The sequence below is a fragment of the Variovorax sp. Varisp46 genome (genome assembly GCF_059491885.1).
The window spans coordinates 1,111,010-1,129,775 of the sequence record NZ_CP168515.1 but is presented as its reverse complement, the minus strand read 5'-3'; the positions used below and the strand labels follow the sequence as shown (position 1 = coordinate 1,129,775).

Annotated in this window: 15 protein-coding genes; 9 read left to right on the top strand and 6 right to left on the bottom strand. The window is 68.0% G+C overall.

Annotation, left to right across the window (positions count from 1 at the left end; all coding sequences use genetic code 11):
• Positions 1–61: 61 nt before the first annotated feature.
• The 3 genes from ACEN9N_RS05300 to ACEN9N_RS05290 all read right to left on the bottom strand — a co-directional run bounded on the left by ACEN9N_RS05300 (position 62) and on the right by ACEN9N_RS05290 (position 3,647).
• A complete protein-coding gene (locus ACEN9N_RS05300) occupies positions 62–985 on the bottom strand; it encodes a DMT family transporter (protein ID WP_495655516.1) in 924 nt (307 codons plus the stop codon).
• Between the two features lie 82 nt (positions 986–1,067).
• On the bottom strand, positions 1,068–2,240 hold the full coding sequence (locus ACEN9N_RS05295) for a pyridoxal phosphate-dependent aminotransferase (protein WP_413331847.1): 1,173 nt from the start codon (positions 2,238–2,240) through the stop codon (positions 1,068–1,070).
• A gap of 123 nt (positions 2,241–2,363) precedes the next feature.
• Positions 2,364–3,647 carry a branched-chain amino acid ABC transporter substrate-binding protein gene (locus tag ACEN9N_RS05290; protein ID WP_495655515.1) on the bottom strand — a complete coding sequence of 428 codons (1,284 nt, stop codon included), beginning with the start codon at positions 3,645–3,647 and terminating at the stop codon, positions 2,364–2,366.
• 124 nt (positions 3,648–3,771) lie between these two features.
• Here ACEN9N_RS05290 and ACEN9N_RS05285 point away from each other — a divergent pair, with 124 nt between their 5' ends.
• The gene (locus tag ACEN9N_RS05285; protein WP_413312560.1) at positions 3,772–4,143 is read left to right on the top strand and encodes an Hsp20/alpha crystallin family protein; all 372 of its coding nucleotides are present in this window, start codon (positions 3,772–3,774) and stop codon (positions 4,141–4,143) included.
• Positions 4,144–4,331: 188 nt separating this feature from the next.
• Positions 4,332–5,087 (top strand): alpha/beta hydrolase-fold protein, encoded by a 756-nt coding sequence (locus ACEN9N_RS05280; RefSeq protein ID WP_413312561.1) that lies wholly within the window; start codon positions 4,332–4,334, stop codon positions 5,085–5,087.
• On the opposite strand, the gene tsaD is transcribed toward ACEN9N_RS05280, so the two are convergent.
• Complete coding sequence (tsaD, locus tag ACEN9N_RS05275; RefSeq protein WP_413312562.1) at positions 5,023–6,084, bottom strand: tRNA (adenosine(37)-N6)-threonylcarbamoyltransferase complex transferase subunit TsaD; 1,062 nt, start codon at positions 6,082–6,084, stop codon at positions 5,023–5,025. The two genes, ACEN9N_RS05280 and tsaD, sit on opposite strands and share 65 nt — an antisense overlap.
• Positions 6,085–6,187: 103 nt before the next feature.
• Between tsaD and ACEN9N_RS05270 the strand changes: the two genes are divergently transcribed.
• The 4 genes from ACEN9N_RS05270 (at position 6,188) to ACEN9N_RS05255 (ending at position 10,789) form a co-directional block, all read left to right on the top strand.
• Positions 6,188–7,450 carry a nitrate regulatory protein gene (locus ACEN9N_RS05270; RefSeq protein ID WP_007838171.1) on the top strand — a complete coding sequence of 421 codons (1,263 nt, stop codon included), beginning with the start codon at positions 6,188–6,190 and terminating at the stop codon, positions 7,448–7,450.
• A gap of 339 nt (positions 7,451–7,789) precedes the next feature.
• Positions 7,790–9,034: a CmpA/NrtA family ABC transporter substrate-binding protein gene (locus tag ACEN9N_RS05265; protein WP_413312564.1), complete on the top strand. Its 1,245-nt coding sequence runs from the start codon at positions 7,790–7,792 to the stop codon at positions 9,032–9,034.
• Between the two features lie 10 nt (positions 9,035–9,044).
• Positions 9,045–9,983, top strand: coding sequence for a nitrate ABC transporter permease (gene ntrB / locus ACEN9N_RS05260; RefSeq protein ID WP_413312565.1), 939 nt, complete (start codon positions 9,045–9,047; stop codon positions 9,981–9,983).
• A complete protein-coding gene (locus ACEN9N_RS05255; RefSeq protein WP_413312566.1) occupies positions 9,980–10,789 on the top strand; it encodes an ABC transporter ATP-binding protein in 810 nt (269 codons plus the stop codon). Before ntrB ends, ACEN9N_RS05255 begins: the two co-directional genes overlap by 4 nt.
• Before the next feature lie 149 nt (positions 10,790–10,938).
• Here ACEN9N_RS05255 and ACEN9N_RS05250 read toward each other — a convergent pair whose 3' ends face one another.
• Positions 10,939–12,216 (bottom strand): ANTAR domain-containing protein, encoded by a 1,278-nt coding sequence (locus tag ACEN9N_RS05250; protein ID WP_495655514.1) that lies wholly within the window; start codon positions 12,214–12,216, stop codon positions 10,939–10,941.
• 263 nt (positions 12,217–12,479) lie between these two features.
• Here ACEN9N_RS05250 and ACEN9N_RS05245 point away from each other — a divergent pair, with 263 nt between their 5' ends.
• Positions 12,480–13,748: an MFS transporter gene (locus tag ACEN9N_RS05245; protein WP_413312568.1), complete on the top strand. Its 1,269-nt coding sequence runs from the start codon at positions 12,480–12,482 to the stop codon at positions 13,746–13,748.
• A gap of 20 nt (positions 13,749–13,768) precedes the next feature.
• On the opposite strand, the gene ACEN9N_RS05240 is transcribed toward ACEN9N_RS05245, so the two are convergent.
• Positions 13,769–15,481, bottom strand: coding sequence for a bifunctional protein-serine/threonine kinase/phosphatase (locus ACEN9N_RS05240; RefSeq protein ID WP_495655513.1), 1,713 nt, complete (start codon positions 15,479–15,481; stop codon positions 13,769–13,771).
• A 63-nt stretch (positions 15,482–15,544) separates the two neighbouring features.
• On the opposite strand from ACEN9N_RS05240, the gene nirB reads away from it, so the two are divergent.
• A complete protein-coding gene (gene nirB, locus ACEN9N_RS05235) occupies positions 15,545–17,977 on the top strand; it encodes a nitrite reductase large subunit NirB (protein ID WP_007833664.1) in 2,433 nt (810 codons plus the stop codon).
• A complete protein-coding gene (locus ACEN9N_RS05230; RefSeq protein ID WP_495655512.1) occupies positions 17,974–18,765 on the top strand; it encodes a type IV pili methyl-accepting chemotaxis transducer N-terminal domain-containing protein in 792 nt (263 codons plus the stop codon). The genes nirB and ACEN9N_RS05230 overlap by 4 nt, the downstream gene beginning before the upstream one ends.
• The last annotated feature ends 1 nt before the right edge of the window (position 18,766 follow it).

Here is an 18,766-nt window from a genome sequence, read left to right as displayed (position 1 = left end):
CTTCGCCTACCCCCTACCGGGGGCAACACCTGAGGCCCGGCAAAGCCGGTTCCTCGGTGTTTCACGAAGGGGCCGCTGCCGGGTCGAGCCCCTTGCCACTCCTGCCATCGAGCGAAGCCAGGCCTACCGCGCCGAGCACGCAGGCGGCCCCGCCGATCTGCGCCAGGCTGATACTTTCCCCCAGCCAGAGGGCAGCCAGTATCAGTGCGGAAATCGGCAGGAGCGCAGTGAAAAGCGCCGCTTCGGCCCCTTTCAGCCTGGCCGCCCCGGCAAACCAGAGGACGAAGCCCAGCACCGTCGGCACCAGCGCGTAGTAGGCGACGCCGATCAGCGCATCGTTCGGCAACGGGCGCTCCCAGGCCCGCTCGAACAGCGCCGGAACCAGCGACAGCAGGAGCCCGAAGGCCGTCATCAACGTCGACAGCGCCAGCGGCCGCACCGGCACCCGCAGCCGCTTGTTGAGCAGGATGAACATTGCCTCACACACGACCGCACCCAGTATCAGCAGGTTGCCGGCGAACGCCGCGGCCGATTTGGAGTCCCCTGCTGAGCCTTCGCCCGGCCAGCTGATTGCCAGCACCCCTGCCGTCGCCAGCACGATGCTGCCCACCAGATATCGCCCCGGCCGCTCGCGCAAAGCCAGCACCGCCGCCAGCGCCGCAACGGCAGGCAGCGTCCCGGCCACCACGCCCGCGCTGGCGGCCGGCGCCCACCTCACACCAAGGATCAGCAGCACCGTATAGCCCACGCTGCCCAAACCCGCCTGGAACAAGAGCAGCACCAGGTCGCGCCGGTCGGGGCGAGGCCAAGGCGTGCGCGTCAGCCGCAGCAGCAGGAGAAACACCGGCAGCGCCATCGCGAACCGCAGCGCGGTCGCGGTGAACGGCGGGAGTCCGCCTGCGATGACCTTGCTGGCCACCACCGTGCTACCCACCGTGACCATCGCCAGCGCGCACAGCGCCATTCCCTTCAACCGTTCCGACATGCCAGACCTTTCGCTTTCGAGAAAAGTCCGAGCTTCGCGGTCCGGTCGCGCCGCGTATTGAACGAAATTGCAGACGGCCGGATCAGCCCTTGCGCTGCGGCTGCTCCGCCAGCCAGTTGCGCAGGCGCTCCACGCCCTTCACCAGCCGCTGCGGGTCTTTCGAGGCAAAGCACCAGCGCAGCCATCCCTGCGCCTCGGGCGCGAAGGCATTGCCCGGCGCGAGCCCCAGGCCCGCCTCGGCGACCAGCCGCTTGGCCACTTCGAGCGAATCGCCGAAGCCTTCGAGCCGGAAGAAGGCATACATGCCACCCTTGGCCGAAGCCACCTGCACGCCCGGCAGCGCCGCCAGCAGCGGCACCAGCGTGTCACGGCAGTGCTTCAGGTGCGCCACCACGCGCGGCGTGATCTCGCTCGTGTGTTCGATGGCAGTGATGGCGGCGCGCTGCGTGAACACGCTGGCGCACGAGGTGTTGAACTCGATCAGCTTGCCGATGTCGTCCACCATCGACGACGGCAGCACCAGCCAGCCCAGGCGCCAGCCCGTCATCAAGAAGCTCTTCGAGAAGCTGTGCGTGACGACGAGCCGGTCGTCGGGCTTCGAGATGTCGAGGAAGCTCGGCGCGCAGGCATTGGGCGTCGGCTCGTAGTACAGGCGCTCGTACACCTCGTCGGCGAGGATCCACGTGCCGGTCTGGCGGCAGTGGTCGAGCACGGCCTGCTGCTCGTCGCGCGTCATGGTCCAGCCCGTGGGATTGTTGGGCGCGTTGACGATCAGCAGCTTCGTCTTCGAAGTGACCGCCGCGCGCAGCGCGGGCAGGTCGAGCGTCCACTGCCCGTTCACCGGCACCAGCGGCAAGGTACGAACGCGCGCGCCCATGATGGCGGGCTGAGCCGTCAGGTTGGGCCACACCGGCGTCACGGCGACCACTTCGTCGCCCGCATCGACCAGCGCCTGCACCGCGAGCATCAGCGCGCTCACGCCGCCCGAGGTGACGGCGATGCGAGAGGCATCGACCGCCGGATGCAGCCCGCTCGTGTAGCGCGCGATGGCTTCGCGCAGCTCGGGCAGGCCAAGGTTGTGGGCGTAGAAGGTCTCGCCTCGCTGCAGCGAATCGATGGCCGCCTGGCGGATCACCTCGGGCGTGACTTCGTCGCTTTCGCCGAACCAGAAGGCCAGCACGTCGTCGCGGCCCATGCCGGCGTTGGCGACTTCGCGGATCTTCGACGCTTCAAGCTGATGGATCGCAGAACGCATGGAAATACCTTTCTTTTTTCAGGAACGCCGCGGAACCGGCTTTGCCGGGCCGCAGGTGTTGCTCGCGGTGAGGGGGAGGGAGAAGCGACACGAAGTGCGCGAAGCCTGCGGGGAGAGCCAAGTTCAAGGTTTCTTCATCTTGCACGAGGTCGGCAGTTCGGCGCGCTCGGCGGGAATCGTCTTGACCACACGGAAGCCGTAGCCCGAGCCCTCGACGTCGAACTGCACGCCCGGCCTGCCCTGCCGGTCCATCACGCCGACGACGAGCTGCTGCTGGAACTGATGGTCCGTCGCGCGCATGCGCCCGCGCTGGCCGTACAGGCTCACGTCGGCCTGCTCCAGCGCGCGCGCCATCGGCACCGCGTCGGCACTGCCCGCACGCTCGATGGCCTGCACGAGCGCTTCGATCATCAGCTGCAGCCGCATGTGCACATAGTCGTCGGCCGGCTTCGGAAAGCGCGTGCGGAAGGCTCGGTAGAAGGTTTCGGACTGCGCCGTCTGCACGTTGGGCAGCCAGTCGGCCACGGCGATCACGCGGCCGATGCCCGCATCGCCGATGGCGGCCGGTGCCCCCAGCGCATTGCCGTAGAAGGTATAGAAAGTACCGTTGAAGCCCGCCTCGCGTGCCGCCTTCACGAGCAGCGTGAGGTCGTTGCCCCAGTTGCCCGTGACCACGGCCTGCGCGCCGCTCGCGATGATCTTGGTGGCGTAGGGCGCGAAGTCCTTCACCTTGCCCATCGGATGCAGTTCGTCGCCCACGATCTCCACGTCGGGGCGCTGCGCACCGAGCTGCCGGCGCGCCTCGCGCAGCACGGCCTGGCCGAAGCTGTAGTCCTGGCCGATCAGGTAGACGCGCTTGAGCGCGGCATCGTCCCTCACCACATCCATCAGCGCAGCCACGCGCATGTCGGCATGCGCGTCGAAGCGGAAGTGCCAGAAGCTGCAACGCTCGTTCGTGAGCGCCGGGTCGACGGCCGCGTAGTTGAGGAAGACCACGCGGCGCGCGGGATCGCGCTCGTTGTTCTTGTCGATGGCATCGACCAGCGCCGAGGCCGTGGCCGACGAATTGCCCTGCAGCACGATGCGCGCGCCGTCGTCCATCGCGGCGCGCAGCGCGGAAAGCGCCTCCTCGTTCTGCCCCTTGCTGTCGTAGCGGTCGAGCTGCAACGGACGCGCGCCGCCGGGCAGCTTCACGCCGCCGCGCGCATTCACGCGCTCCACCGCCCACAGCAGGTTGCGGAACACGGCCTCGCCGGTGTTGGCGAACGGGCCGCTCATGCTTTCGATCAGCGCCAGGCGAATGGGTGCGGGCGGGGCCGCCTGCGCCAGCGCGGCGAACGGCCTCGCGCATAGCGCCAGCGCCGCGAATTTCAAGGCCTCGCGACGCCAAATAAAGGGGAGATTCATTGTCTTGAAACGCGTGCCGATGCGCCTAGATGAGGTCTCAAGCGGCACTCACGATGGAACGGCCGCGCAGTGTAAGGGACACACATTCCTTGTCCCCATTGTGTTCACTCAGGAGTTCTTCACCATGCTTTTCGCCCCCACCCTTCGCACCGCCCGCTTCGCTCCCCGCGCCTATGACCGCGCCTTCGAACGCTTCGTGAACGATGCCTTCGCCGCCCCCCGCCGCTCCCCGCTGGTGGAACAGGACGACAAGAGCTGGACCCTCTCGCTGGACGTGCCGGGCCTTGCGCGCGAAGACCTCGCGATCAGCATCGAAGGCGCCGTACTGCGCATCGACAGCAAGGCCGAAGCCAAGCGCCAGTTCAAGGCCGCCTACGAGCTGCCGCAGGACATCGACGTGGCCACCAGCGAGGCCAAGCTCGAGAACGGCGTGCTCACGCTGAAGCTCGGCAAACTGGTGCCCGCGAGCCAGGCCGCACAGTTGCAAATCAACTAGTCTGGCCTATGCCCACAAGAAGAAAATGTTGGTAACGGCCTCGTTTTGACTTTAAACGAGCACCTTATTCACAATAGCGCTGAATAACGTCACATGATGTGACGTTTTCTTAGAACTTTTTTCTTCGTGGGCGTCTCGTAACGCACCGAATTCCCTGCCGGTGCGGTTCGGGTGCCCCAAAAGGCACCATGAAAACGCACCTTCAACCTGCCGATCCCAACGAACAGTCCGACACGCTCCTGGTGTTCCTCCCCGGGGCCTACCTGAAGCCCGACGAGTTCGAGCGCGAAGGGTTCATCGCCGCGGTGCGCGAGCGCCATCTGGCGGCGGACGCGCTGCTGGTGGACGCGGACGTTTCCTACTACTACGAGCAAACGCTGAGCGAGCGCCTGCACACCGAGGTCATCGAGCCCCAGCGTGCCAGGGGCTACAAGTCGATCTGGCTCGTGGGTATTTCCATCGGCGGCTTCGGCGCGCTGATCCACGAACTGGCGCGGCCGGGCTCGGTGGACGGCATCGTGGCACTCGCGCCCTACCTGGGGCGCCGGGTGCTCGGCGCGGAGATCAGGAAGGCCGGCGGCCTGCGCGCCTGGCAGGCGCCCACCGGACCGCAGGCCGACGAGGAGCCCGACCGCAAGCTCTGGCCCTTCTTCCAGCAGTACCTGGACGCCAAGCCGTCGAAGAACCTGCCGCCGCTGTACCTGGGCTTCGGGCTGGACGACCGCTTTGCCAGCAACCACAAGCTGCTGGCCGACGCCCTGCCGCCGGGGCGCGTCTTCACGATCGAGGGCGGCCACGACTGGCCGCAATGGCGCCAGCTGTGGCGCAATGTGCTGGACGTGCTGCCGCTGCCGGCAATCGGCCGCTCGCGGCAGCCGGCTACGCAGCCTGCGGCAGCGGCGCCTCAGCCGACGAGAGCGACGCCATGGGCCATCGCGGCTTGACGTCGAAGGCATAGCGCTCGCTCGCCTGCGACAGCCCGGACTGCAGGCGCATCGCCGCAGCCATGGCGATCATGGCGCCGTTGTCGGTGCACAGGTGCAACTCGGGGTAGTGCACACGCACCTTGCGCTTTGCGCACGCGGCATTCAGCTGTTCGCGCAGATTCCTGTTGGCCCCCACCCCGCCTGCCACCACCAGCCGCTTGAGTCCGGTCTGGTCGAGTGCCGCGAGCGACTTCTTCAGCAGCACCTCGACGATGGCCGCCTGCGTGGACGCCGCCAGGTCGGCCTTGTTCGCGTCGAGCTGGTCGCCGAGCTTCTTGGCCTGCGTGAGCACGGCCGTCTTCAGGCCGGCAAAGGAAAAATCGAGATCGCCGCTGTGCAGCAGCGGCCGCGGCAGCTTGAAGGCCGTTGCGTTGCCGCCTTCGGCCAGCTTCGCGAGCCACGGTCCGCCGGGGTACGGCAAACCCATGAGCTTGGCGCTCTTGTCGAAGGCCTCGCCGGCCGCGTCGTCGATGGTTTCGCCGAGCAGCTCGTAGCGGCCCACGCCGTCCACCCGCATCAGCTGCGTATGGCCGCCCGACACCAGCAGCGCGACGAACGGAAACTCCGGCGGATCGGCGCTCAGGAAGGGCGACAGCAGATGTCCCTCTAGGTGATGCACCCCCAGCACCGGCTTGCCAAGCGCCACGCCGAGCGCGCAGGCCACGCCGGCCCCCACCAGCAGTGCGCCCGCCAGGCCCGGCCCGCGCGTGTAGGCCACCACGTCGATCTCGGCCAGCGAGCGTCCGGCTTCGGCCATGACCGTCTCGGTCAACGGCAGCACGCGGCGGATGTGGTCGCGGCTGGCCAGCTCGGGGACCACGCCGCCGTAGGCCTGGTGCATGGCGATCTGGCTGTGCAGCGCGTGCGAACGCAGCATCGGCAGCGCGCTGCCGTGCGACTCGACCAGCGCCACGCCGGTTTCATCGCAGGATGATTCGATTCCCAACAAGAGCATGGCGCCGAGTGTAGGCGGCGCCCCGTGCGGCCGCCCGCGAAGGGGCAAACGGCGTCCTGCAAGGCACGGATGTTGCAGTGAGAGGGTCAGCGCCCCTCCCACCATGAAATCCGGACTGAGTTTTCTGATCGCCGCCCGCCGTTGCGAGATCGACGAGCTGGACCGGCTCGCCCGCACCAGCGAGCTGGTGGGTGTGATCGGCCGCCTCGTCCACGCGCTGCAGCGCGAGCGGGGCATGTCGAACATGTTCCTCGCGTCGCACGGCGGCCGCTTCGCAGACCAGCGCGGCCCGCAGATCGCCGAATGCATGGCGCTCGAGCAGGAGGTGCGCGCCGGCTTCGACCAGCTCGAAGCCGACGACCACCGCGGCGCTGGCGCCGGCCACAGCGCGCGCCTGTTCAGCCGCATCGCCTGGGTGCTCCCGGGCCTGGACGCCCTGCCTGCGCTTCGCCGCCGCATCGATGCGCTCGAGCTGCAGCCTGCGCAGTCCACCGCCGCCTTCGCCAAGCTCGTTGCCGGCCTGCTGTCGGTGGTGTTCGAAGCCGCCGACGGCGCCACCGACCCCGAGATCTCGCGCCTGCTGGTCGCGATGTTCAACTTCATGCAGGGCAAGGAATTTGCCGGCCAGGAGCGCGCCTTCGGTGCCGCCGCACTGGCGCTGGGCCGCAGCGACGAGGCGCAGCGCCTGCAGTGGCAGCACCTGATCGAGTCGCAGGAGCGCTGCTTCCAGGTGTTCACCGATTTCTCCGGCCAGGCCGTGCTCGCGCTCTGGCGCAGCAGCCAGCCTGACGCCGAAGTGGCAGAGCTCGAACGCATCCGCCGGCGCGGCGCCACCTCCGCCCCGGCCGACGTACCGCTTAGCCAGGCCTGGTTCGACTGCTGCACCCGCCGCATCGACGCCATGAAGACCGTGGAAGAGCGCCTGGCCGCAGTCTTGCGCGCACTGTGCGAACGCAAGACCGCGCAGGCGCGCAGCGAGTTGCAGGACTACCGGCAGCTGCTGGACACGCTGGCGCCGCAGGCCGGCGCCCTGTTCTTCGACGACGCCGACGCGCAGGCCGCCACGCCCGCCCAGTTCGGCCGCCACCTCGAACGCTCGGTGCTCGACATGGTCCAGGAGCAGTCGCACCGCCTGCAGGCCATGAGCGACGAGCTCGAAACCGTGCGCGCCTCGCTCAATGAACGCAAGATCGTCGAGCGCGCCAAGGGCCTGCTGATGGCGCACCGCCGGCTCAGCGAGGAAGAGGCGCACAAGATGCTGCGCCAGACCGCCATGAACCAGAAGCGGCGGCTGGTCGACGTGGCCGAGTCGATGCTGGCAATGGCCGACTACCTGCCCATGCTCGACCGCGCGCCCTCTCGCTGAAGCGCCCCCGGCCGTTCAACTTGGTGCAGTGCACAACAACCGTGCGATCGGCGCTGCGCGGCCCGATCGGGCCCTCGCCCGTGCTGCGCCACTGCATCGAGCTACTTTCTTGATAGCAGCACCCAGGTCCTGAAGGCTGGCACACCGCTTGCAAGCATTTCGTTCACAGGCCCCCAATGGGTCTTCAGGCAGGCGGCACCCAACGGCGGGTGCTTGCTACCGAACCGGACAAAGGCGTCCCCATCCCGCAAGGGCTCGTTTTCGAGCAGCCCCTGCGCGGTGCGGACGCCTTTTTTGTTTTTGTCTTTTGTTTGTTCGCCTTCAACCGGAGCCCCGCCCATGACCGACCTGCTCACAACCCGCCTCAGCCGACGCCGCGTCCTGCAAGCCGCCGCCATCGGCGCCGTGGGCATCGACCCCGCGCTGCGCGCCGCCGTCTGGGCCCAGGGCTCGGACAAGCCCGAGAAAGAGGAAGTGAAGATCGGATTCATCCCGCTGACCGATTGCGCCAGCGTGGTGATGGCCTCGGTGCTGGGCATCGACAAGAAGTACGGCGTGAAGATCGTCCCCAGCAAGGAAGCCAGTTGGGCTGGCGTGCGCGACAAGCTCTCCAACGGCGACATCGACATGGCGCACGTGCTCTACGGCCTGGTCTACGGCATGCACCTGGGCCTGAGCGGCCCGAAAAAGGACATGGCCGTGCTCATGACCTTGAACAACAACGGCCAGGCCATCACGCTGTCGAAGAAGCTCTCGGACAAGGGTGCGGTCGATGCGGCCTCGCTCGCCAAGCTGATCGCAACGGAGAAGCGCGAATACACCTTCGCACAGACCTTCCCCACCGGCACGCATGCCATGTGGCTGTACTACTGGCTCGCCTCGGCCGGCATCGACCCGTTCAAGGACGTCAAGAACATCACCGTGCCGCCGCCGCAGATGGTGGCCAACATGCGCGTGGGCAACATGGACGGCTACTGCGTGGGCGAGCCCTGGGGCCAGCGCGCCATCATGGACGGCATCGGCATCACGGCCATCACCACGCAGGACATCTGGAAAGACCACCCCGAGAAGGTGCTTGGCTGCACCGCCGAGTTCGCGAAGAAGTACCCGAACACCGCACGCGCCGTGACGGCCGCCATCCTCGAGGCCGGCAAGTGGATCGACACCGGCCTGCAGAACAAGAACAAGATGGCCGAGACCATCGCCGACAAGAGCTACGTCAACACGAGCGTGGACGCCATCAACCAGCGCATCCTGGGCCGCTACACCAACGGCCTGGGCAAGAGCTGGGACGACCCCAACCACATGAAGTTCTACAACGGCGGCGCCGTGAACTTCCCGTACCTGTCGGACGGCATGTGGTTCCTCACGCAGCACAAGCGCTGGGGCCTGCTGAAGGAGCACCCCGACTACCTGAAGGTCGCTACCGAGATCAACCGCATCGACATCTACAAGCAGGCCGCCGCCGCCACGCAGACGCCGGTGCCCAAGGAAACCATGCGCACCAGCAAGCTGTTCGACGGCTCGGTCTGGGACGGCAAGGATCCGAAGAAGTACGCCGAGTCCTTCAAGCTTCATGCATAGGGAGAACACCATGGTCAGCGCCGTTTTTCATTCACCGCTCGAAGCCTCCCTCCCTCTCCCGCGCGCGGGAGAGGGCCGGGGCGAGGGCAAGCCCCGCGCCGAAGCCGCCTCTCACCCCACCCCTCTCCCCAGAAGGGAGAAGGAGCAGAAACCGAGAACGCCACTCGACCTGCGCGCCTTCTGGATGCGCGTGCTGCCGCCGCTCGCAGGCTTCGGCCTGCTGCTGCTGATCTGGGAGGTGGTGGCCATGAAGAGCACCACTGGCTTCCCGACGCCAGCGGCCACCTGGCAGCAGGCCGTGACCGTGTTCAGCGATCCGTTCTACAGCAAGGGGCCGAACGACCAGGGCGTGGGCTGGAACGTGCTCTCGTCGCTGCAGCGCGTGGCGCTGGGCTTCGGCCTCGCGGCGCTGGTCGGCATTCCGGCCGGCTTCGCGATCGGGCGCTTCGAGTTCCTCTCGCGCATGTTCAACCCGCTCATCAGCCTGCTGCGACCGGTGTCGCCGCTGGCGTGGCTGCCCATCGGCCTGCTGGTGTTCAAGGGCGCCAACCCGGCCGCCATCTGGACCATCTTCATCTGCTCGATCTGGCCGATGGTCATCAACACCGCCGTGGGCGTGCAGCGCGTGCCTAGCGACTACATGAACGTGGCCAAGGTGCTGAACCTCAGCGAATGGAAGATCCTCACGAAGATCCTGTTCCCCGCCGTGCTGCCCTACATGCTGACCGGCGTGCGGCTGGCCGTGGGCACCGCGTGGCTGGTGATCGTGGCGGCCGAGATGCTCACGGGCGGCGTCGGCATCGGCTTCTGGGTGTGGGACGAGTGGAACAACCTCAACGTCGCCAACATCATCATCGCGATCTTCGTGATCGGCATCGTCGGCCTCGTGCTGGAGTTTGCGCTCATCAAGCTCGCCACTGCGTTCACGTTCGAAGAGGTGAAGTCATGATCGATGATTCGAAGTACATCGAGATCCACGGCGTCGAACAGGCCTTCAAGACGCCCAAGGGCCGCTTCGTCGCGCTGCGCGATGTGAACCTGAACGTGGCCAAGGGCGAGTTCATCACGCTCATCGGCCACTCGGGCTGCGGCAAGTCGACGCTGCTGAACCTCATCGCCGGGCTCACCACGCCCAGCGAAGGTTCACTGCTGTGCGCCAACAAGGAGATCAAGGGCCCCGGCCCCGAGCGCGCGGTGGTGTTCCAGAACCATTCGCTGCTGCCCTGGCTCACCTGCTTCGAGAACGTCTACCTCGCGGTCGAGCGCGTCTTCGCGGCCACCGAGAGCAAGGCGCAGTTGCGCGCACGCACCGATGCCGCGCTGGCGCTGGTGGGTCTCACGCCCGCCGCACAGAAGCGCCCCGGCGAAATCTCCGGCGGCATGAAGCAGCGCGTGGGCATAGCACGCGCGCTGTCGATGGAACCCAAGGTGCTGCTGATGGACGAGCCCTTCGGCGCGCTCGACGCCCTCACCCGCGCCAAGCTGCAGGACGAGCTTCTGGCCATCGTGCAGAAGACGCACAGCACCGTGGTCATGGTCACGCACGACGTGGACGAGGCGGTGCTGCTGAGCGACCGCATCGTGATGCTGACCAACGGTCCGGCCGCCACCATCGGCGACGTGCTGGCCGTGGACATTCCGCGCCCGCGCAACCGCGTCGAGCTGGCCGAAGACCCGGCCTACGTGCACGCGCGCAAGGCGGTGATCGACTTCCTCTACACGCGCCAGGCGCACGTGGAGAAGGCCGCGGCCTGACAGATCGACACAGCGCCCAGGCGCGTCGAGCCATGCCTTCCTTCCAGCAAACACCGCGGAACCGGCTTTGCCGGGCCGCAGGTGTTGCCCCCCTGCAAGGGGCTTGGCGTAGCGACACGCAGTGCGCGAAGCCTGGGGGTGTGCCAGGTTCACGACATGATCACCTGGAGGCTGTGCTCGTACGACGCCGTGAGGCGCTCGAAGGTGTCGACCAGCGCGTCGCTGGAGCGAACGAGCGTGGCGCGGCCATCGGCGCTGTCGAGCGCGTGCACGCCGCCGACCAGCCGCAGCCATTCGTCGCGGGCGCTGGCCAGCGCGGTGCGGATCTCCGTGGTGCTGAGCGGGGCGCGCTCGAGTTCGAGCAAGGCGGCCTCGAACTCGGCCATGGTGGGCACCAGCCGCGCATTCGCGGCTTTCTCTTTCAGCGTGGCAGCGAGCAGCGCGTCTTTCGCCAACCGCTGCGCACGCATGCGCTGCCGTCCGCAGATGTTGACGATGCGCAGCGCACGCCGCGCGCCCGAGGCTTCGAGCGCCTCGGTCAGCGCCTCCGCGGCCGAGAGCAGCACTTCGGCGCGCTGGTCGACGTCGGCCAGTCCCGCCGCCGTGGGCCGCGCCGTCAAGGCCGGAGCCAGCCCGCTCCAGGCGGCTTGCGCCTGTATGAGCGCCTGCGCGCCAGCCGCATCGAGCCCGAGGGCCGCCAGGTGATCGAGGTTCTGCTGCACCCGCTCGGCGGACTGCGTGCGCAGCACCCGCGCCCGCTGCGCATCGATGCAGCCCAGCAGCTGCGCCGCCACGCGCACCAGCCGCTGCGAGAGCATGCGCAACTGCCCGGCGCGGTTGATCGCGTCGGCCCACTGCGCCGCCTCGATGACCGAGCGCGACACCTCGCCGAGCCGCAGGTTGGCGTGCATCGCGGCGCCGCGCAGCAGGCCGAAGGCTTCGTCCTCGCCGATGCCGCGCGCGGACATCAGCAGGCCCTTGGCGCGGTCGACCCACTTGCGCTCGTCCATGCGGGTGCGCAGGCTCTCCAGTTCGGTGCGCAAGACGCTCTCGCGCTGCCAGCGGGCCTGGGCACGAGCAGCCAGCGCGGCGAGCGATGCGGCATCGACGGCATCGTTCTGCATCCACGCCTGCACGCCGAGCTGCACCAGCTCCTCGTGCTGCGCACCGCTCAACGGCTCGCCGACGAAGCTCAGCGCACACGGCGGCACGCCGGACCACGCGCGCAGCGCGTCGAGCAATGCGGGCGTGGGCAAAGGCAGGCAGATCAAGGCCTGGGCCGGGGCCAGCGCCTCGACCTGCCGCGCGAAGGTGCCCGCATCCGCGCAGCCGACCACCTCGAGACTGGCGTCGGACAGCGCCTGTGCAAGCGCCTCCGGCAGCACGGGGCCAGCAGTTTCATCGGGCAGGACAACGAGAAGGGGCATCTTGGAAAAGCGGTGTGGGAGCGCACCGCGAGCATAGGCCACGCCCGCGCGAATTCGCAGGCATGCCTCTTGCATGGAACGGACCGCGGTGTAACGAAGCACCGCTTTGGTGAGGCTGCAGGCTCCTGCATCCGGCTCGGCAACGCACATGCCGAGCGCGCCCCCACGCCGACAGCGTCCGCTGCCGGCACTCCGTCTCCAACCCCGTCCGTCGACACGACCCCTCCAGGGTCGCGCCGCGGCTTTTTGCACCTTTGAACGCCATGTCCAGTTTCAAGAACTTCTTGCAGTCAGGCCACAGTCCGACGCTGTTCGCGGCCTTCCTGTACTTCTCGTTCTCCTGCTGCATCTGGGTGCTCAACGGCGCCATGGCGCCCTTCATCGGCGAAACCTTCAACCTCTCGCCGGCGCAGAAGGGCCTGATGCTGTCGGTGCCGATCATCGCGGGCGCGCTGATGCGTTTTCCGCTCGGCATCCTCTCGCAGTACATCGGCCGCAAGAAGGCCACGCTGGTCGAGATGGGCCTGATCGCGGTGGCGATGCTGTTCGGCTTCTTCTTCGTGAAGAGCTTCAACAACCTGCTCGCCATGGGCGTGCTGCTGGGCATCGCGGGCGCGAGCTTCGGCGTGGCGCTGTCGCTGGGCTCGGGCTGGTTCCCGCCGCAGCACAAGGGCCTGGCCATGGGTCTGGTGGGCGCTGGCAACGTGGGCACCGCGGTGTCGGTGCTGGTGGCGCCGCCGCTCGCGCTGTGGCTGGGCTGGCAGGCGGTGTACGGCGTGGCCGCGGTCGCCATCCTGGTTCCCATGGTGGTGATGGTGGTGTTCGCCAAGGAACCGCCGGACGTGAACGCCCATTCGAGCTTTCGCGAGCACATCGCCTGCCTGTTCGAGAAGGACGGCTGGGTGTTCAGCCTGATCTACGGCGTGACCTTCGGCGGCTTCATCGGCCTGACGACCTTCCTGCCCTCCTACTACTACGACCAGTTCGGCGTGAGCAAGGTGCAGGCCGGCCAGCTGACCATGCTCGCGGCCTTCATGGGCGCGGCGGTGCGCATCGTGGGCGGCTGGCTTTCCGACCGCTGGGGCGGCGTGAACACGCTGACCGTTGTGCTGCTGGTGGTGGCCGTGAGCCTCGTGCTGGTGGGCGTCTCGCCGGGCTCGCTGGCCGTCACCACGCTGGTGCTGATCGTGTGCTTCGCCGCGCTGGGCGCGGGCAACGGCGCACTGTTCCAGCTGGTGCCGCTGCGCTGGCCCGCAAGTACGGCAGTGGCCGGCTCGATGATCGGCGAGATCGGCGCGCTGGGCGGTGGCCTCGTGCCCAACGCCATGGGCCTGTCGAAGCAGTATCTGGGCAGCTACCTGTGGGGCTTCGTGTTCTTCGCCATGCTGTCGCTAGCGATGCTGGGCGTGATGCGCGTGATGCAGATCCGCTGGACCCGCACCTGGGCCGAGAAGGGTGGCCGAGCGCGCGTTGCACCGGTACATGCTTCGCCCGCAGTCAACAACAACTCGCGGAAAGCTGCCCGGTCATGAACCGCCCCGCCGACCTCCGTTCAACGTGGCAGGAACAGGAGCCACACGATCAGCAAGAGGTTGAACAGCATCGACACGCCCAGCGCCAGCTGGTAGAGCGCAAGTGGGTCGCGGCGGATCAGTGGCGTGGCGGCGGGCGCATTCACCGGGCGGGAGGCACCACGCTCCAATGCGAGCAGCAGCTCCTCGGCGGTCTCGAAGCGCTCGCGCGGATCGCGGGCGACGGCCTTGCGCACCAGGTGGTCGAGCCAGATCGGCACGTCGGGCCGCAGGCGCGAGAGCGCGACCGGGTCCCGCCGGTAGCGCGCCACCTGGTAGGGCTCGATCTCGCCGTAAGGCAGGTGGCCGGTGAGCCACTGGTACAGCGTGACGCCGAGCGCGAACAGGTCGCTGCCCGCATCGGCGACGCCACCCTCCTCCCATTGCTCGGGGTTGATGTAGCTCGGCGTGCCGGCATGCAGTTCGCGCTGCGCCGCGCTTTCGCGGCCGGACAGCGCCACCCCCAGGTCGATGATGCGCCAGCGGCCGTCCTCGCCCAGGTGCAGGTTGCCCGGCTTGATGTCGCGGTGCACCACGCCCTGGCGATGCAGCCGGCCGAGCGCACGGCTCAGTGCGATGGCGGCGGCAACGACCTCGCCCACCGCGCCCCGCGCGTTCGCCTTGCGCAGCTGCTCCAGCGTACGGCCGCCGTGCCAGTCGAACACGATGTACAGCGCGCTCGCATCCGCGGCGCGCTCGTGCACGCGCACGAAGCCGTTGCCGCCGACGCGAAAACCGAGCCACGCCTCGTGCGCCAGCATCGCGCGCTCCTGCGGGTCGCCGGCGCGCGAGGGGTGCAGCGTCTTCAGCGCGACCAGCTCGCGCGTGGCCGGATGCCTGGCCTGGTACAGCAGGTGCACGCCGGTGTCGGCCACCAGCGCGGTGATGGCGTAGCCGTCGAGCACGTCGCCCACCTTCAGCGCGGGCGGTGGTGCGAGCCGGCGGCCGTCGCCGAGTTCGTCGTCGAGCTGCCGCGCGTCGAGCCCCACCACGCGGATGACCAGCGCCGTCGCGTTGTCGCGCGTGCCGGCCTCCAGCGCCGCGCGCACCAGCGCCTCGCTGGCCGCCTCGGCGTCGCCCTGCAAGGCGAGCGCGGCCACCTGCTGCGGCCTGAGCACGCCATGCACGCCGTCGGAGCTCAGCACGAAGCAGTCGCCCACGCGCACGTCGCCCTGCACGTAGTCGACGCGCACCTGGTCGTCCAGGCCGATGGCGCGCGTCAGGCGGCTGCGCATGTCGGGATGGTCGAAGGCATGGTCCTGCGTGAGCGGCACGGCCGGCTCGCCGCCCGCGCGCACACGCCAGGCGCGCGTGTCGCCCACATGCGCCAGCGTGTAGCCCTGGCCGTGCAGCACCAGTGCGGTGAGCGTGGTGAGCGCCGTGCCGCCGCCGTCCTTGCCCTGGCGCCGGCGGTTGTGGTCGGCCAGCCAGCCGTTCTGCGCGCCGATCAGGCGGTCGAGCGCGGCGGTCGGCTCCCAGGTATCGGGCGTGGCGAAGTAGTCGGCCAGCAGGCCCATCACCGTGGTCTGCGCCGCCTCGCGGCCGTGCCCGCCGCTGGACACGCCATCGGCAATGGCCGCGATGAGGCCGCGCGCCTCGTCGCCCCGCGGCGCATGCACCGCGCCGGCGAAGTCTTCATTCAGCTCGCGCGGTCCGCGCTGGCTGCTGTAGCCGATGTCCACTTCAAAGCTCATGGCGCGATTCTCCTCGCGCGCCGCGGGCACTCGCTTGCTTGATTCGACGAAAGGTAGGGCCCCATGAAGAAAATGAAACTCGTGATGGTCGGCAACGGCATGGCCGGCGTGCGCACGCTCGAAGAGCTGCTGAAGATCGCGCCCGACCTGTACGACATCACCGTCTTCGGCGCGGAGCCGCATCCCAACTACAACCGCATCCTGCTGTCGCCCGTGCTGGCCGGCGAGCAGACGGTCGACGAGATCGTGCTCAACAGCTGGGAGTGGTACAGCGACAACCACATCACGCTGCATGCCGGCAAGAAGGTGGTCGAGGTCGACCGCGTGAAGCGCATCGTGCGCGCGGAAGATGGCACCGAAGCCGCCTACGACCGCCTGCTGATGTGCACCGGCTCCAACCCCTTCATGCTGCCGGTGCCAGGCAAGGACCTGAAGGGCGTGATCGCCTACCGCGACATCGCCGACACCGACTACATGATCGAGACCGCGCGCACGCACAAGAACGCGGTGGTCATCGGCGGCGGCCTGCTGGGCCTGGAAGCCGCCAACGGCCTGATGCTGCGCGGCATGAACGTGACGGTGGTGCACGTGATGCCCTGGCTGATGGAACGCCAGCTCGACGACGTGGCGGGCAAGCTGCTGCAGAAGTCGCTGGAAGACCGAGGACTCAAGTTCCTGATGGGTGCGCAGACGCAGGACATGGTCGGCAATGAAGAGGGCCGCGTCAAAGCCATCCGCTTCAAGGACGGCACAGAGGTCGCGGCCGACCTGGTGGTGATGGCGGTCGGCATCCGCCCCAACGTGGAGCTGGCCGAGAAGATGCGCCTGCACTGCAACCGCGGCATCGTCGTCACCGACACGATGCAGACCGTGACCGACGCGCGCATCTATTCGGTGGGCGAATGCGCGGCGCACCGCGGCATCGCCTACGGCCTGGTCGCGCCGCTGTTCGAGCAGGCCAAGGTGGCGGCCAACCATCTCGCCCAGTTCGGCATCGGCCGCTACCTCGGGTCGCTCACCTCCACCAAGCTCAAGGTGACTGGCATCGACCTGTTCAGCGCCGGCGAGTTCATGGGCGGCGAAGGCACCGAAGAGATCGTCATGAGCGACCCCTTCGGCGGCGTCTACAAGAAGCTGGTGCTCAAGGACGACAAGCTGGTCGGCGCCTGCCTGTACGGCGACACGGTGGACGGCAGCTGGTACTTCAAGCTGCTGCGCGATGGCCGCAGCGTGCACGACATTCGCGACAAGCTGATGTTCGGCGAATCCAACATCGGCGACACCGGCCACGAGGGCCACAGCAAGGCCGCGAGCATGCCCGACGACGCCGAGGTATGCGGCTGCAACGGCGTGAGCAAGGGCACGATCTGCAAGGCCATCAAGGACAAGGGCCTGTTCACGCTCGACGAGGTGAAGAAGCACACCAAGGCCAGCGCGAGCTGCGGCTCGTGCACCGGGCTGGTCGAGCAGATCCTGATGTTCACCGCCGGCGGCGACTACTCGGCCACGCCGAAGAAGAAGGCCGTGTGCGGCTGCACCGACGTGAGCCACCAGGACGTGCGCGACGCGATCCGCAAGCAGCACTACCTCACGCACGACGAGGTCTACCGCAACCTCGGCTGGCGCACGCCCAACGGCTGCGCCACCTGCCGCCCGGCCGTCAACTACTACCTGATCAGCACCTGGCCGAAAGAAGCGAAGGACGATCCGCAGAGCCGCTTCATCAACGAGCGCAGCCACGCCAACATCCAGAAGGACGGCACCTACTCCGTCATTCCGCGCATGTGGGGCGGCCACACCACGCCCGACGAGCTGCGCCGCATCGCCGACGCGGCCGACAAGTACAAGATCCCGACCGTCAAGGTCACGGGCGGCCAGCGCATCGACCTGCTGGGCGTGAAGAAGGAAGACCTGGAGAACGTCTGGAAGGACATCGGCATGCCCAGCGGCTTTGCCTATGCCAAGTCGCTGCGCACGGTGAAGACCTGCGTGGGCAGCGAGTGGTGCCGCTTCGGCACGCAAGACTCCACGCAGATGGGCAAGGACCTGGAGCGCGCGCTGTGGGCCATGTACTCGCCGCACAAGGTCAAGCTGGCCGTGTCGGGCTGCCCGCGCAACTGCGCGGAGGCCGGCATCAAGGACGTGGGCGTGATCGGCGTCGATTCGGGCTGGGAAATCTACGTCGGCGGCAACGGCGGCATCAAGACCGAGGTGGCCGAATTCCTCGTCAAGGTGAAGACCAGCGAAGAGGTGATGGAGTACGCGGGCGCGTTCCTGCAGCTGTATCGCGAAGAGGGCTGGTACCTGGAACGCACGGTGCACTACATCGGCCGTGTGGGCCTGGACTACGTGAAGAAGCGGATCCTCGAAGACGCGGAGGCCCGCAAGACGCTGTGGGAGCGCCTGCAGTTCGCGCTCGACGGCGAGCCGGATCCGTGGTTCGAGTCGGCGCAGGCCTCGGTGGACGTGCGGCAGTTCACGCCGCTGACCGCATGAAGCGCAGGGCTTTCCTCGCATCCGCGGCCGCCGCCGGCATGGGCGCCGGGATGGGCGCAAATGCCCAGGTCACCGACCTGAACGATGCGATCAACAAGGCGGGCCGCCAGCGCATGCTGTCGCAGCGCGCGAGCAAGGCATATCTGGCACTGGTGCAGAACGTCGAATCGCGCAACGCGCAGCAGGTGCTCGACAAGTCGATCGCGCTGTTCGAGCGCCAGCTCGGCGAGCTGAAAGCCTTCGCGCCCAACCCGACCATTCGCGGCACCTACGAGTCGCTCGACAACGCCTGGAGCGAGTTCAAGCGCGAACTCACGGGCATGACGCCCGGCAAGGAGGAAGCCACCCGAGTCGTGAAGCTCGACGCCGCCGTGCTCGCGCTGGCCAACCAGGGCACCGCGCAGTACGAAGCCGCCTCGGGCAGGCCGGTGGGCAAGCTCGTGAACATCGCGGGCCGCCAGCGCATGCTGTCGCAGCGCATGGCCAAGTTCTACCTGGCCACGGCAATGCAGATCGACCCGGCAGGCAGCACGGCCGAGATCGGCAAGTCGCGCGCCGAATTCCTGGCCGCGCTCGAAGTGCTGCGCAACGCGCCCGAGGCCACCGCGCAGATCAGGCAGGAGCTGGTGCTGGCCGATGCGCAGTGGATGTTCTTCAACCGGGGCCTGCAGCGCCTCGAAGGCGCCGGCGCGTCGCCCGCCCTGATGTCCGACGTGTTCGTCGCCAGCGAGAACCTGCTGGCGATCATGGACCGCGTCACCGGCCTGTACTCAGAAATCAAGACGTAGA

Bases quoted from the DNA above. Each gene is read 5' to 3' on its own strand.
- ACEN9N_RS05300 (WP_495655516.1), bottom strand. From the start codon at position 985: ATGTCGGAACGGTTGAAGGGAATGGCGCTGTGCGCGCTGGCGATGGTC.
- ACEN9N_RS05295 (WP_413331847.1), bottom strand. From the start codon at position 2,240: ATGCGTTCTGCGATCCATCAGCTTGAAGCGTCGAAGATCCGCGAAGTC.
- ACEN9N_RS05290 (WP_495655515.1), bottom strand. From the start codon at position 3,647: ATGAATCTCCCCTTTATTTGGCGTCGCGAGGCCTTGAAATTCGCGGCG.
- ACEN9N_RS05285 (WP_413312560.1), top strand. From the start codon at position 3,772: ATGCTTTTCGCCCCCACCCTTCGCACCGCCCGCTTCGCTCCCCGCGCC.
- ACEN9N_RS05280 (WP_413312561.1), top strand. From the start codon at position 4,332: ATGAAAACGCACCTTCAACCTGCCGATCCCAACGAACAGTCCGACACG.
- tsaD (WP_413312562.1), bottom strand. From the start codon at position 6,084: ATGCTCTTGTTGGGAATCGAATCATCCTGCGATGAAACCGGCGTGGCG.
- ACEN9N_RS05270 (WP_007838171.1), top strand. From the start codon at position 6,188: ATGAAATCCGGACTGAGTTTTCTGATCGCCGCCCGCCGTTGCGAGATC.
- ACEN9N_RS05265 (WP_413312564.1), top strand. From the start codon at position 7,790: ATGACCGACCTGCTCACAACCCGCCTCAGCCGACGCCGCGTCCTGCAA.
- ntrB (WP_413312565.1), top strand. From the start codon at position 9,045: ATGGTCAGCGCCGTTTTTCATTCACCGCTCGAAGCCTCCCTCCCTCTC.
- ACEN9N_RS05255 (WP_413312566.1), top strand. From the start codon at position 9,980: ATGATCGATGATTCGAAGTACATCGAGATCCACGGCGTCGAACAGGCC.
- ACEN9N_RS05250 (WP_495655514.1), bottom strand. From the start codon at position 12,216: ATGCCCCTTCTCGTTGTCCTGCCCGATGAAACTGCTGGCCCCGTGCTG.
- ACEN9N_RS05245 (WP_413312568.1), top strand. From the start codon at position 12,480: ATGTCCAGTTTCAAGAACTTCTTGCAGTCAGGCCACAGTCCGACGCTG.
- ACEN9N_RS05240 (WP_495655513.1), bottom strand. From the start codon at position 15,481: ATGAGCTTTGAAGTGGACATCGGCTACAGCAGCCAGCGCGGACCGCGC.
- nirB (WP_007833664.1), top strand. From the start codon at position 15,545: ATGAAGAAAATGAAACTCGTGATGGTCGGCAACGGCATGGCCGGCGTG.
- ACEN9N_RS05230 (WP_495655512.1), top strand. From the start codon at position 17,974: ATGAAGCGCAGGGCTTTCCTCGCATCCGCGGCCGCCGCCGGCATGGGC.